Here is a 15009-nt window from a genome sequence, read left to right on the forward strand (position 1 = left end):
AAATTGTTGTTGTCTGCACATTGGTTAGCGCGAGTTTGAGAATGCGGGCGAGATGGCAGCGATGCCGCGTTTGACCAGTTGGTGTGTGATTTCAATGGTCGGCGCGGCACCGGTCGTATTTGCCATCTCGCGGCCAGTCGATCGTGACGTTTCGCGGCGATAGGCGCGGAGATCGCCGTGCCGCCGATCTCCTGTATTTGCGCGCGCCGTTACGACGGTCGCTTAAACAGTCTTGCGCCTTGCTGTCGTGTCCGCATTCTTGCTCGCATGAGCGACGAAGCCTCCGACTTCCGTATCCGCACTGGCCGTATCGGTAATCGCGGTACCCGCGCCGGCGGACGCCCACGCTCCTTCATCGATCAGGTGCTGAAAGCATCTGCCAAGGCGAACGGCGCCGCACTGACACCGGCGCAATTCTCAAACCGCAGGCGCCGCGGTCCCGGCGCGGTGTGGCCCCGGAAAGGGAAGTGTTCTCGCATCGGCCGCGGGCAGGCCGCAGCTGACCGGCTGAAGCGTGCTGCCGAGGGGAAGGGGCTTGGCACGCGCCTGCGGCGCGTGATCGTGAAGGCGCGCATCGTCAAGCTCAACGTTGGGAGCAAACGTGCGGACGCGCATCTGCGCTATCTCCAGCGCGACGGCACCACACGTGATGGTGCGCGCGGAACGCTTTACGGGCCGGGCACCGACACCGCGGATGGCCGGGAGTTCCTCGACTGTGGCCGCGACGACCGCCACCAGTTCCGCTTCATCGTTGCGCCCGAGGATAGTGACCGTCTGCAGGATCTGCGCGGCTTCACCCGCGACGTGCTGCGCCAGATGGAGGAAGACCTCGGCACCAAGCTCGACTGGGTCGCGATCGACCATTTCAACACCGGCCATCCGCACAGCCATGTGGTGATCCGCGGCAAGGACGACCTCGGCAAGGACTTGATCATTGCCCAAGACTACATCACCGATGGCCTGCGCATCCGCGCCCAGGAGCGGGTCACCCTCTCGCTTGGCCCGGAGACCGATCTTGAATTGCGTGGAAAGCTAGAGGCCGAGATGACGGCTGAACGCTTCACCCGGCTTGACCGTATCCTGGTCGAGGAGGTGCCGTCACGCCGGCTCGATCTGCGGCCGGACGCAGGCCAGCTCCGCGCCGATCTCGACCAGACGTTGTTCATCGGCCGGCTGGGGAATCTGGAGCGGTACGGGCTGGCGACGCAGACGGAGCCAGGGGTCTGGTCGTTCTCCGAGAGACTGGAGCCCACGCTGCGCGAATTGGGTGAGCGTGGCGACATCATCAAGGCGATCAATCGCTCGCTTGCGGAGCGTGGCGAGCAGCGCGCGCTCGGCAGCTATGTTCTGCATAGCGCGACCACGCCGGAGCCCATCGTCGGCCAGGTCATCGGCAAGCGGCTCGACGATGAACTCGGCGAGCGCATCGGTCTTGTCATCGACGGCGTCGATGGCCGTGTCCATCATATGGCGCTGGCCGAGGCCTCCAGCAGCGAGGCTCCAGCCATGGGGAGCATCGTCCAGATAAGCGGGACATCCGCCGGCCCGCGCGCCTCCGATCGCAACATCGCGGAGGTGGCCGGCGGCAGCGGCGTGTATCTGCCGAGCGTCCATCGCGCGCTCGCCGAGAGCGGCGCGGTTCGCATCGCCGGTGGTGACTCCGATAGCTATGTTCGCAGTCATGTCCGGCGGCTGGAAGCACTGCGCCGCGCCGGTATCGTCGAACGCATCGACGCCGACCATTGGCGTATCCCTCAAGACTTCGTGTCTCGTGCTGCCGATTATGATGCGCGTCGTGGGGCGCAGACCTCGGTGCGCATCCTTGCCACCCTCGATCTGGAACAGCAGATCGCCAGCGCAGGTGCGACCTGGCTCGACCGCGAACTGGCCTCACGCCAGCGCACACCCCTGACCGAAACGGGATTCGGCCAGCAAGTCCGGCAAGCGATGGAGCAACGGAAGGGCGCGTTGGTCGAACAGGGTCATGCCTGGCGCGCGCCGGACGGCGGCATCCGCGCGCCGCGCGATCTCGTCGCCCGTCTCGAACAACAGGAGATATCTCGCGTCGGACCGCAAATGGCGGCCGCCCGTGGCCGCACCTTCCAACAGGCCGGCGTTGACGAACGTGTGAGCGGAACGTTGGTCGGCGCCACCAATCTTGCCAGCGGGCGCTTTGCCATGATCGAAAACGGTGATGGCGGCCTTGGTTTCAGCCTAGTGCCGTGGCAGTCCGTTTTGGATCAACGCATCGGCCAGCACATCACCGGCATCGTTCGTGATGGCGGCAGCATTGACTGGAGCTTTGGACGGAAGCGATCCCTCGGACTGTGATTGCCGAATATGGCGTCGCATCGAAGGAAAGCCGCATGGCGCCATTCAGGCGGCCTCGTGACCCGGCCTTTAGGATGCCGACACCGCCACGCGGTCCGCCGTTCCTAGCGTCGGAGTAGGGTCGTATTGAATTCGGTTGTTGTTGGCCGTCCTGAAAGTGGCCCAATTCCTTTAGGTTACCGAACGGCGACTGTGCGAGAAAGGGCATCGATGCGATCGCTGTTTTCCTTGGCCGCTCTTATGAACCGAGCTTACGGTTGTTGAAAGCGGTAGAGAAAATAGCAGATCCTGCTGACGCCAGGAAATCATTGCAACTGCTGAACTGGCCTCTCTGAAAGCGGCTTGCGTTTCCCAGCCATCCTCAATCTCAAAGTAGCCGACCGTCAGTCTTTGCACGCTGTGTTCGCCGATATTGCGATCAGCGACCAAAGCGGCTTGTTTCGAACCAGGTAGATCGCTTCTCTGACGGCAATAGCCTGCCATTAGGGGTGACGTCGTGCCCGCAACCAAGATTCTTTGGGGTCAGATACTCGTTGTCGGCATAATCGTACTCACAACGACATGGAGTGCGACGCAGTGGACCGCTTGGCGTCTCGCCTATCAGATGCAGCTCGGCGCGCCCTGGACCCATATCGGCAGCTTGCCGCTGTACCCGCCGCCGGCGTTCTTTTGGTGGTGGTTCTCTTATGATGCCTACGCACCCGGTACCTTCGTCGAAGGTGCGTTGATCGCTGCTTCGGGAGGCTTCGTCTCAGTCGCGGTCGCCATTGCCATGTCGGTGTGGCGTGCCCGTGAGGCGCAGGAAGCGAAGACCTATGGTTCGGCCCGCTGGGCCACAACCAAAGAGATAGGCACCGCGGGCCTGTCGAGTCCCGATGGCGTTGTGCTCGGCAAGATCGATCGTCAATATCTGCGTCACGACGGACCGGAGCACGTGCTGTGTTTCGCGCCGACACGTAGCGGGAAGGGTGTCGGTCTGGTTGTCCCGACGTTGTTGACATGGTCTGGCAGTTGCATTGTCCACGATATCAAGGGGGAGAATTGGCAATTAACCGCCGGATGGCGCGCCAGCTTTGGCCGCGTGCTGTTGTTCGATCCCACCAATCCGGCTTCGTCTGCCTACAATCCGCTGCTCGAGGTGCGCCGCGGCGATAGCGAGGTACGCGATGTGCAGAACATCGCCGACATCCTGGTGGATCCAGAAGGGGCGCTTGAGCGGCGCAACCATTGGGAAAAGACCAGCCACGCTCTGCTGGTCGGAGCCATTCTCCATGTTCTGTATGCGGAGGCGGATAAGACGCTCGCCGGCGTCGCCAACTTTCTGTCGGACCCCAAGCGAACCATCGAAGCGACGCTTCGTGCCATGATGACGACGTTGCATCTGGCCGATCGTTCGCATCCCGTGGTCGCATCGGCGGCGCGAGAGCTCCTTAATAAGAGTGAGAATGAACGATCCGGTGTGCTCTCGACCGCGATGTCATTCCTCGGCCTCTATCGCGACCCGGTGGTTGCAAAGGTGACGGCGCGATGCGACTGGCGCATTGGAGACCTCGTCGAGGGAGCGACGCCGGCGACACTCTATCTGGTGGTCCCACCATCGGATATTTCGCGAACCAAGCCGCTCATTCGTCTTGTTCTCAACCAGATCGGCCGGCGTCTCACAGAAGATCTCCAAGCTAAGGCAAAACGCCGGCGACTGTTGCTCATGCTCGATGAATTTCCGGCGCTCGGACGGCTGGATTTCTTCGAGTCGGCATTGGCCTTCATGGCAGGCTACGGCCTCAAGAGCTTTCTGATTGCGCAATCACTCAACCAGATTGAGAAGGCCTACGGCCAGAATAATTCAATTCTCGACAATTGCCATGTTCGTGTCGCGTTCGCAACCAATGATGAGCGGACCGCCAAACGGGTCTCGGATGCACTGGGTGTCGCGACTGAACTCCGCGCCATGAAAAATTATGCCGGTCATCGCCTGTCGCCATGGCTCGGCCACCTGATGGTGTCGCGTCAGGAGACAGCGCGTCCGCTTCTGACCGCCGGTGAGGTGATGCAATTGCCGCCCTCCGACGAAGTCGTGCTGGTTTCAGGGACGTCGCCGATCCGTGCGAAGAAGGTCCGCTATTTCGAGGATCGCCGTCTCACCGATCGTGTTCGGCCGCCCCCTTGTGTGGGGGCAAGCACGCGAGCACAAGAGAATGGGGATGACTGGATGGCGCTGCCAATTCCCCCATCTGTACCACAGGAGGAGAGGTTGCAACGCGCCAACGATAATGCCAACGGCGGAATCCGTCGTGAGCCCGCGTTATCAAAACACGAAGCGATTGTGCCGGAAGGGATGGACCCAACGCCAACGGTTGCCATTGTCGACGATCAATCGAGCGAGGCTGGCATTCGGTCTGCCACCATCCGTCACAGGATGCGCAGCGTTGCACGGCAGGTCGCTATGGACCCGGACGATGGGATCACGCTGTGAGGCGATGGCGATGAAAGTCCGAACGAGTATGCATTTGTCGCCGGAAGCCTTGCGACTATTGATCGATCATTCGGATCGCAAGGGTATCTCCCGGTCGTCCATCGCCGATGCGGCGATCACGAGTTTCCTGTCCCCGGACGGCGCCGATCGGGCCGAAGCTGCGTTGTCGCGCCGGCTTGACCGTCTGTCGCGGCAGGTGCAGCGCCTGGAGCGTGACACTGCGATTGGAACCGAGACGCTGGGACTCTTCATCCGTCTCTGGTTGACGGCGACGCCGTCCTTGCCCGCCGATGTGAATGGCGGCGCAGACGCGAAGGGACGCGAGCGGTTCCAGACGTTCGTCGAGGCACTGGCGGAGCGTCTCAACAAGGGACAGACGCTGCTGCGGGAGATACCCGATGACGTCAAGTTCGATCGAAGTTAGTGGAGGACACTGAAGAGGAAAAGCCAGTCTAGTCAGCCTGTCTCAAATTTGACATGGCCGGTGGGGCAGAGTTCTCCGCCGACCATTCGGCGGAGCGTTGCCTTGGACGACGACATCCAGACTTCATCAGTTTCCCGCCGAGAAATCGCCACGCCGGAGGCTTTGACCTTATACCGATCCAAGTACTAGTCTTGGTAGGGGTATGTCATGAGCGGCTTGCGGGATCGCGTCAGGGCGCGAAAAAGGAGCTAAGCCGCGCCGACAGTTCGGTGGAAGGAGCCAGGTTCTGCTCATGCACCCAATCCGGGGACAGAGTGCGCAACACGTCGTCCCGTACCTGTGTGCGTTCTTCCGGCTCTAAGCTAACATTCCAATCGGACCACTCCATGGGGGCCAGTCAAACACGGTTGGGAATGCTTTCAAGATATATCGACAGCAGTCGAACTGTATCGACGTTCGGCAGAGGAGGGAGATTTCGCGGGCAGTATCGTTATGGCCAGTTGCTGATCGACCGCGGTTTACTCGATGAGGCCGTTCCATTGCTTGCGGTAGACAACACGCCAATTCAAATGTGCAGTGATATCGCGGTCGCGTTGCTGGAGCACCCCGAACCCCGGCTTCGGGAGTTAGACGCCCGCGCACAAGCGGACCTTCGGTACAAAATGATCGTTCCATAGGCATATCGCGCAAGATGTCGGCACAGGATATGGAGAACGCAGGCATTCCACGTAGTGCAACCCACACAATGTGAATGGCGATTTGTCGCAGTACGACACAATGAGCATGCGGTACACATTTTGTGTCCGGAGAATCAAATTGGCGATCAACTATCGACCAGCGTCCAGCTTGAATATAGGAAGTTTGCGCTCTTTCGGGGCGGTTTTTCTGTTGGTTGTTTATCTGGTCGGCGGCGCCTTACATGGGGCGTGCGGAATGGCGTTTCTCGGAGCAGACCCCGGCGTTTCGTGCCAGACATCGGATAAATCGCATAACTCCGAATCCGCAGTGCTAAGTCATCACTGCCACAGTTGTTTTGCCGGCGTCATACCAGTTCCCTGCGCAAGTGCGATTGGCGAGACCATGGGATACGGGCTGAAGTGGACAGCCATTTCAATCGACGGGCTTTCGCCGACCCTCAATACTCCACCCCCAAAGTCGCTCGCCTGAACGTGTTTCGCCGAACGCTGATGCGTTCCTGAAATCGTTTCGAGCTGACTGTCACTTTCCGATAACGATCGCGCTGGCGTCGGTTGAGCAATCAACTTCGCGCCACCGCGAGAGCGTACCGCTTGCGGCTGCGTGGAAAGGCGCAGGGAGCTCTCTCGTCCGAGAGGCAACCCATGAGCGACAAGTCCATTATCGGTCTTTCGCGGTTGGTAACATTGCGTCAGCAGGTCGATACGGTGGCCCGCAACATCGCTAACCAGTCCACCACAGGCTACAAGAGCGAAGGTCTGCGCTTCCGGGAGTATCTGACGGAAGCGAAGGAAGAAGACGTCCGATCGTCACCGTTGCGGTCGCTCGTCGCCGCCACGGTGTTCACGGATTTCTCAGCTGGGCCGCTTCAGGCGACCGGCAATTCCACCGACGTTGCGATGATCGGAGACGGGTTCTTCGTCGTCGCGGTGCCTGGTGGTGAGAGATATACGCGGAATGGTGCCTTCACGCTCGACGCGAAAGGCCAACTGGTCACGCTCAGCGGTCAACCGGTGATGACTTCGACCGGCTCAATCAGGGTCTCGCAGCAGGACGGGCCGGTCACGATCGGTCCCGACGGTTCAATCTCTACCGGCAAGGGATCCATCGGGCGTTTACGCATTGTCCGGTTTGCGGACCAGCGGCAGCTCTCCGCGGAGAGTGGCGGACTGTTTTCTGCTGCAGCTTCGCCGACGGACGTCGCGGCAACCGAAGTGCGGCTCGCCTCTGGAGTACTTGAGGGATCCAACGTCAGGACCGTGCATGAGATGAGCAAGCTGGTGGCGGCAACGCGCGCTTACGATCAGGTCGCTAACGCCATCCTCCGCGAGAGTGACCCAAACGAACTCAAGCGGCTGGCTGGTGAGGAATGAAATGATAAGTAGAACAGACAAACGTGCCGACCACGCGAGGACGGAAGCATCCCCGCGTTCAGACCGAGGGCATTCCGTGAAGAGAGCGGGGCGCGCACTCAACGTTCCGTCGAGATCTCGTCGCAAGGATACATCTGAAGGTGACGACGTCACTCATCGCTTGGTTTGGCATATATCGGCGATTAGCGTTTATACAATGCGGATCGCGGAGCTTCTAGGAAAACGGATTGGTGTCAGCGGTCCGCAGTGGATGATCTTGATGGCGATCGAAGAACTGAGTGATGGGAGCGGATTGTCCGTCAAAGCCGTGGCGGCACTTCTTCACGTCGACTCATCTTTTGTTTCGGTTCAGTCGAAGATGCTGGAACAACGCGATCTCATTCAACGGAGTCGTTGTATGGAGGATCGAAGAATTATGCTTCTTTCGCTGACGGATAAAGCGATCAGACGTCTGAAGCCTCTCATTCCGACCCGCGCGCGGCTTCAAGAATCCATTCGCGGCGACCTCGATGGTCCCGCACTTCTGCAACTGTCAAACATACTTTCAGCGCTACGAGACCGGATGCGCAAGGAAACGGCGTTAGTTGCTACTGGTGAATGATAATGCAGCTTGGGATTGAGTGTAGTCAGCGCCAAATCAATTCAACCTCGGCAGGAAGTTGGGAACTTTCTGCCGAAAAACACTCGTGGAAAACGTGAGGCGAGGGCGGGATCGCCACCTGTTCGTTCGTGGCAAACATGCGGCAAGAGTGTAATATTGTTGCGGGTCGACATGCATTCGTCATGCATGCTATGTAAACCCATACAGGAACTGGATTTCTGATTTGTCACCTCGTCTGATCATCAACCGGACTTCCTACCTGCGTACCCCGCGCAGGATTGCGGTCGTGTTGCTGATGCTGACGTACGTGTTTGGCTGCTTGCAGCACGGTCTGACGGACGTCAGCCCATTCAGTTCGCCGGCGAACGCGGTAGTGGCTTCATCGGTGGATACAAACGACGGTCACTCTGATGAGGGGACCGCGGCGGGGCACCACTGTCATGGGTGCTTCCCGGTATCGATATCCGCGCCACCCGAGATGTCGGCCACGGTTGAGCCTCGGATCTCCTCCTTGGCATATCCGCAGGTCTGCCGTCGGGATCGCGTCCCGGAACTTGATACTCCGCCCCCCAAATTCCTGACCTGAATGCATTCGCCAGGCGCGTGAGCGCCTTTTCTCGACCGCTCTTCAGGTTCCTATTTTCATGTCGATCAGAAGTGTCGCCACGCGAATTGCGTGTGCGTCGGCACTGCTTGTCAGCCCTTGGCTCACAGGTGTGTCGTACTCCCAGACATTGTCGCTCCAGACGGCGCTACAACGCGCTCTGGCTGCAAATCCCCGCCTGACGGCGGCCGAACGCGATGTGGGCATTGCATCCGGCCAACGGATACAGGCCGGTGCGTTGATCAATCCGGAAGTGTCCTATGAACAGGACAACTCCCTTGGCTCCGGTGCATACCGCGGCACTCGCTCTGCCGAAAGCACGTTGCAGATCAGTCAATTGTTTGAACTGTTCGGCAAGCGGGAGGCACGCATGGCCGTTGGTCAGGCGGGTGTTGATACAGCCGAAATTCAGCGCAAGGCCATTCGCCTGGAGGTGCTTTCGGAAACGGCCGTTGCCTACCTCAGCGTGCTTGGAGCGCAGCGCAGGATTCAGATTCTCGACGAGCAGGTCGCTCAGATCGACAGGATAACTCCTCTCCTGCAGCGCCGGGTTGAGGCTGGTGCATCCTCGCAGGCAGAAACGGGTCGAGCAGAGGTCGCATCCTCTTTGGTCAAGGCCGATCGCGAACGTGTGAGATCACTCCTTGCAAGCGCACGACGCGAACTGGCTGTGTTGATGGGTGATACAGCTCCGAAGTTCTCGGCCGTCTCTGGGCGGCTTGATGCGACGGGACGCCCACCATCGTTCGGCGCCGTCGTCGCGGCGATCGACGCCAATCCCCAACTGGTGCGATGGACCGCGGTTTATGCGCAGCGTAATGCCGAGCTCCTGCAGGCGCGGCTGCGACCATACCCGGACCTGCGTGTGGGCGCAGGATGGCGGCATTACAACGAGACTGCAGACAACGCTGTACGGTTGAGCATCTCGGCTGCAATTCCTGTGTTCGATCAGAACCAGGGTAACATTCTCTCGGCTCAGGAGAGCCTGGCGAAGACTCGCGCCGAGCGCGAGGCGAACCGCAACGCGCTAATCGTGATCGCAGGACGAGCTTACGACTCTCTTCAGGGCGCATTACGCGAACTCGCCATTCTGCGTGAAACGGCGATTCCGAAGTCGCGTCAGGCATCAGATGCGATCCTCGAAGGTTATGGGCAGGGGCGTTTTTCCCTTCTTGAAGTCCTCGATGCGCAGGCTTCCGTCGCGCAAGCGCGCCTGCGTGAGCAGGAAGCGCAACAGAATTTCCACATCGCCGTCGCCACCATCGAAGGTTTGGTCGGCAATCCATTTGCACTGGCGCGGGAGAGCGCAAGATGAAGATTTCCAGAACCATGCTCATTATTGGCGCGCTAATCGCTGTCGGAGCTGGCGTTTATGCTTTCGCTCCGTCCAAATCTGCGGCGCCGGCCACGAAAGAAGCGGCCGCTGGAAAAGAGGAAGGACACGGCGCTGAAGGTGTCGAAATGAGCGACGCGAAGGTCGCTGCCGCAGGCATCGAAGTCGTTGCAGCTTCCAAAGGTACATTGCGCGACGCTCTTCAGTTGAATGGCATCCTGCAACCCAATCAAGAAGCCCTCGTGCAAGTCACGCCCCGCTTTCCGGGCGTGGTACGTGAAATTAAGAAGCGGATCGGAGACCAGGTCGAGAAAGGCGAACTGCTCGCCAAGATCGAAAGCAACCAGAGCCTGACCGTCTACGAAATGCGGGCGCCGATCGCCGGCACGGTGATTGACCGGCAGATTTCGCTCGGCGAGTACGCGTCGGAGCAGAAACCTGCCTTCACGGTTGCCGACATCTCGACCGTCTGGGTGGATCTGTCGGTCTATCGACGTGATCTTCCAAGGGTAAAGCTCGGCGACACGGTCCTTATTGACATCGGAGACGGCGGAAAGCCGATCGAAGCCAAGCTTTCCTACATCTCGCCCATCGGCAGTAGCGACACGCAGAGCGCGCTCGCACGGGCGGTCGTATCGAACGACGACCTTCGGCTGAGAGCCGGCCTGTTCGTTTCCGCCCAGTTGATCTTGACCGCCAAGGAGGTCCCCGTCGTCGTGAAGTCCGAAGCGTTACAGACCGTTGAGAATCGCAATGTCGTCTTCGTGAGAAACGGAAACAAGTTCGAAGTGCGGGACGTGGAACTGGGCTCCCGAGATCCAGAGCAGGTCGAAGTCGTCTTCGGTCTTCTGGAAGGCGACAAGTACGCCGCGAAGAACAGCTTCGTTGTCAAAGCCGAGCTGGCGAAAGGCTCCGCATCTCATGAGCATTGATAATCCCACGCGCTCATCCATGCGCCGTGACGACCATCATACACGCTACGCGTCAGCTTCGTGGTTCGGCGTCACGTTCCCCAATCTGCACTTTGGAGACGTCCGATGATCGACACCATCCTTTTGTTCTCGGTACGCCAGCGATGGCTGGTGATGATCGGCGTGCTGCTGATGGCCGGGCTTGGCGTGTGGAATTTTATGCGTCTGCCAATCGATGCCGTTCCGGACATCACGAACGTCCAGGTCCAGATTAACACGAACGCGCCGGGATACTCACCGCTCGAAGTCGAGCAGCGGATCACCTTTCCGATCGAGACCGCCATGGGCGGACTTCCGAACTTGGTGAACACGCGGTCGTTATCACGCTACGGACTCAGTCAGGTCACGGTCGTCTTCAAGGACGGAACTGACATCTATTTCGCGAGGCAACTCGTCAACGAGCGGGTTCAACGGGTGAAGGATGTCCTTCCGACCGGCATCGAGACCGCTATGGGCCCCGTGTCGACCGGCCTTGGGGAAATCTATCTGTTCACGGTGGAAGCCAAGGCCGGAGCGAAGAAAACGGACGGACAAGCTTACAGTCCGACCGATCTGCGCACGATTCAGGACTGGATCATCAAGCCGCAACTTCGGAATGTCTCGGGCGTCATCGAGGTCAACACGATTGGCGGCTTCGAGAAGCAATTCCACGTGCTTCCGAATCCCGCGCAGTTGATGGCTTACAAGCTTAGTTTTCGCGAAGTCATGGCCGCGCTCGCGGCCAACAACGCCAACGTCGGCGCGGGGTATATCGAGCGCAACGGCGAACAGTATCTCGTCCGCACGCCGGGTCAGGTCGCGAACATCGATGAGATCAAGCAAATTGTTATCGGATCCCGCAATGGAGTGCCGGTTCGCATCTCCGATGTCGCCGACGTGAGGGAAGGCAAAGATCTACGGACTGGTGCGGCCACGCTCGACGGAAATGAGATCGTATTGGGTACCGCGATGCTCCTGATCGGCGAGAACAGTCGATCCGTTGCGCAGCGCGTTGCCGCCAAGCTCGATCAAATCGGTAACTCCCTTCCGGACGGTGTCGTGGCCCGCGCGATCTATGACCGGACACATCTGGTCGATGCAACGATCGCAACCGTCGAAAAGAACCTCGTCGAAGGCGCGTTGCTGGTCATCGTGATCCTGTTCCTTATTCTCGGAAACTTTAAGGCCGCGATCGCAACTGCCTTCGTAATCCCACTCTCGATGTTGTTCACGATCACTGGGATGTTCCAGAACAAGGTCAGCGCCAATCTTATGAGTCTTGGCGCTATCGATTTCGGCATCATCATCGACGGGGCCGTGATCATCGTGGAGAACTGCTTGCGGCTGCTGGCTCATGAACAGCAACGGAAAGGGCGTATCCTCACACGGGAAGAGCGTTTCGACACGATCCTTGCCGGATCTCGCGAAGTCATCCGGCCGAGCCTCTTTGGCACGTTGATCATCGCGGTGGTCTATCTGCCGGTCCTGACCCTAACGGGCGTCGAAGGCAAGATGTTTACGCCGATGGCGCTGACAGTGCTTCTCGCGCTCCTCGGAGCCAGCATTTTGTCGATGACGTTCGTTCCTGCCGCCGTCGCGCTGATGGTGACCGGGCGAGTATCGGAGAAAGAGAACTGGTTCATGCGCGGTGCGCGACACGTTTACGTGCCGCTTCTTGAAAAATCGATCACGTATCGCAAATCTGTCGCCGTCTTTGCCGCGGTTCTGGTTGTTGTAAGCGGCTTTGCCGCGTCGCGGATGGGCGGCGAATTCATTCCGAGTTTGGACGAGGGAGATATCGCGGTCCAGGCCTTGCGTGTTCCGGGGACCAGCCTGACGCAATCATTGGAGATGCAGAAACTGCTCGAGAAGCGGCTTTTGAAGATCCCGGAGGTCAAAGAGACCTTCGCCCGAACCGGCACCGCGGAGGTCGCGACCGACCCGATGCCGCCATCGATCTCCGACGGCTACGTTATGCTGAAGCCGCGGGACCAGTGGCCGGATCCAAAGAAGCCCAAATCCGAAGTCGTCAAGGAGGTCGAGAAAGCCGCCGAGGAGATCGCGGGAAGCAGCTACGAAATCTCGCAGCCCATTCAGCTTCGCTTCAACGAATTGATTTCGGGGGTGCGAAGCGACGTCGGCGTCAAGATATTCGGGGACGATCTGGACGTGCTGGCGCAGGTCGCTGGGCAGGTTCAGTCCGTTCTCCAGACTGTGCAGGGCGCTGCCGACGTAAAGACCGAGCAGGTCTCGGGTCTTCCGGTTCTGACCGTCAAGCTCGATCGTCAGGCGCTTGCCCGATACGGAATCAGCGTCGCCGACGTCCAGAATCTTGTCGAGATCGCGGTCGGAGGCAAAACCGCAGGTCTCGTCTTTGAGGGCGATCGTCGCTTCGATCTGGTTGTGCGTCTTCCAGAAAATCTCCGGTCGAATGTGGAGGCGATCAAGGCGCTTCCGATTCCGTTGCCGCCGCTCGAGAACCAAGCGAAGGCGATGCCGGCGCTATGGGGTAACTCGCCGCTAGCCCAGATACGATATGCCCCGCTCTCTGAGCTTGCTGTAATCGACCTTGCACCGGGCCCCAACCAAATTAGCCGTGAGGATGGAAAGCGCCGCATCGTCGTCTCAGCAAACGTGCGTGGACGGGACCTCGGATCGTTCGTCGCCGATGCGCAGCGCCAGATCGCGGAAAAGGTCAAACTTCCCGCAGGCTACTGGATCGGCTGGGGCGGACAGTTCGAACAACTCGTCTCTGCGACCCAGCGGCTAACGATTGTCGTTCCCATCGCGCTGATGCTGATCTTCATACTGCTGTTCGTCAGCCTCGGGTCTGCACCGGATGCATTGCTCGTTTTCAGTGGCGTCCCTCTCGCGCTGACCGGAGGGATATTCGCACTGATCTTACGCGACATTCCGCTCTCGATCAGTGCGGGCATCGGTTTCATCGCGCTGTCGGGTGTCGCTGTGCTCAATGGTCTGGTGATCATCACGTTCATCGAGCGGTTGCGCCATGAAGGCAAGAAGATCGTCGAGGCGGTCGAGGAGGGCGCGCTTACGCGGTTGAGGCCAGTGTTGATGACCGCATTGGTCGCTTCGTTGGGATTCGTCCCGATGGCAATCGCGACCGGGGCCGGCGCAGAGGTTCAGCGACCGCTGGCGACCGTTGTTATCGGCGGCATCATTTCTTCGACTCTTCTTACCCTTCTGGTTCTTCCCGCACTCTACGTCCTGTTTAGGCGCGAAACCCCGGTGTCTGACGACGCCATAACTCAACACTGAAAAGGAGACACCTCATGAGAGCTATTCTGATTCTGACTGCGATGTTGTTGTCGGCGGTTCCCGCGGCGGCTCAACATGCTCACGGCTCGAAAGGCCCAAACGGGGGGATGATGGAGGATGTAGCGGGCGTGCATGCCGAGCTCATCACTTCCGGAAACACCATCACGTTCAACATCGTCGATGAGGCCAGCAAGCCGGTTACCACGAACGGTTTTACGGGTTCGGCCCTCGTTGCAAGCGGTGCCGAGAAGGAAACGATCACTCTATCGCCCGCGGGAGATAGCGCATTGAAGGGAGAAGCCAAGAAGGCGATCCCCGCCAATGCGTCCGTGACGCTGATGTTGAAGACGAAAGCGGGAAAATCGGGCCAGGCAAAGTTTGCGAAATAGACCAGTGCGAGCAGCAACGGACAATTCCATGACGATAAAGTCGAGCTTGCGGCATACCGGCTTTACTGATGCGTCAGAATCCGCGAGGCGTTTATCTCGCCGGCGCGTCCGTCATCTGTCAATCCAGCTGACCGTTGGGATGCTGCTTCTGGCGGTCGCTGGTTCGTGGTCCGGAGCCGAGGCGCAGTCGACCAAAGGCAAGGTCGTCGGCCTGGGCGCAGCCACGTGCCAGCGGTTCAAAGATGACGTGAAGTCCAACGCCATACTCCGTCGCGATTACATGGCTTGGGCGCAAGGCTTTATGAGTGGAATGCTGGCGAGCCAGCCGGGCGGGGCTGACCAACAGATCAATCTCAACCCGGTCACGTACGACCTCGTCAGTCAGTTGCATTTTCTCGAGGATCACTGCTCTCAGAATTCGGCGCTCCGCTTTTCCGACGCCGTCGCGGCGCTCTTCCAACGGCTACTCAAGGAAAGCAAGACATGACTGGCCAAAACACCGGAATTCTGGCCAGACCTTGGACGACGACCCTTCGATCACATTCTTCGGGGGCCG

Annotated in this window: 10 protein-coding genes; all 10 read left to right on the plus strand. The window is 59.4% G+C overall.

Annotated features, from left to right (window positions below; genetic code table 11):
* Nucleotides 1-267 precede the first annotated feature (267 nt).
* The 10 genes from ACP7AL_RS23455 (at nt 268) to ACP7AL_RS23500 (ending at nt 14940) form a co-directional block, all read left to right on the plus strand.
* Entirely contained in the window at nt 268-2331 is a 2064-nt protein-coding gene (locus ACP7AL_RS23455; protein WP_024920115.1) for a DUF3363 domain-containing protein, read from the plus strand.
* 496 nt (nt 2332-2827) lie between these two features.
* On the plus strand, nt 2828-4804 hold the full coding sequence (locus tag ACP7AL_RS23460; protein ID WP_024920114.1) for a conjugal transfer protein TraG: 1977 nt from the start codon (nt 2828-2830) through the stop codon (nt 4802-4804).
* 10 nt (nt 4805-4814) lie between these two features.
* Nucleotides 4815-5228 carry a hypothetical protein gene (locus ACP7AL_RS23465; RefSeq protein ID WP_006021161.1) on the plus strand — a complete coding sequence of 138 codons (414 nt, stop codon included), beginning with the start codon at nt 4815-4817 and terminating at the stop codon, nt 5226-5228.
* 1340 nt (nt 5229-6568) lie between these two features.
* On the plus strand, nt 6569-7297 hold the full coding sequence (flgF, locus tag ACP7AL_RS23470) for a flagellar basal-body rod protein FlgF (protein ID WP_024920113.1): 729 nt from the start codon (nt 6569-6571) through the stop codon (nt 7295-7297).
* Nucleotides 7298-7493: 196 nt separating this feature from the next.
* Nucleotides 7494-7898: a MarR family winged helix-turn-helix transcriptional regulator gene (locus ACP7AL_RS23475; RefSeq protein ID WP_051472501.1), complete on the plus strand. Its 405-nt coding sequence runs from the start codon at nt 7494-7496 to the stop codon at nt 7896-7898.
* Nucleotides 7899-8542: 644 nt separating this feature from the next.
* Complete coding sequence (ihpA, locus tag ACP7AL_RS23480) at nt 8543-9817, plus strand: divalent metal ion exporter subunit IhpA (RefSeq protein WP_024920111.1); 1275 nt, start codon at nt 8543-8545, stop codon at nt 9815-9817.
* A complete protein-coding gene (gene ihpB / locus ACP7AL_RS23485; RefSeq protein WP_024920110.1) occupies nt 9814-10767 on the plus strand; it encodes a divalent metal ion exporter adaptor subunit IhpB in 954 nt (317 codons plus the stop codon). Before ihpA ends, ihpB begins: the two co-directional genes overlap by 4 nt.
* 105 nt (nt 10768-10872) lie before the next feature.
* The gene (locus tag ACP7AL_RS23490) at nt 10873-14064 is read left to right on the plus strand and encodes an efflux RND transporter permease subunit (RefSeq protein WP_024920109.1); all 3192 of its coding nucleotides are present in this window, start codon (nt 10873-10875) and stop codon (nt 14062-14064) included.
* Between the two features lie 14 nt (nt 14065-14078).
* Nucleotides 14079-14453, plus strand: a complete 375-nt coding sequence (locus ACP7AL_RS23495; protein ID WP_024920108.1) for a hypothetical protein — start codon at nt 14079-14081, stop codon at nt 14451-14453.
* A gap of 28 nt (nt 14454-14481) precedes the next feature.
* Nucleotides 14482-14940, plus strand: a complete 459-nt coding sequence (locus tag ACP7AL_RS23500) for a hypothetical protein (RefSeq protein ID WP_024920107.1) — start codon at nt 14482-14484, stop codon at nt 14938-14940.
* Nucleotides 14941-15009 lie beyond the last annotated feature (69 nt).

It is taken from the genome of Afipia sp. DC4300-2b1, from assembly GCF_049895725.1.
Taxonomy (GTDB): Bacteria; Pseudomonadota; Alphaproteobacteria; order Rhizobiales; family Xanthobacteraceae; genus Afipia; species Afipia broomeae.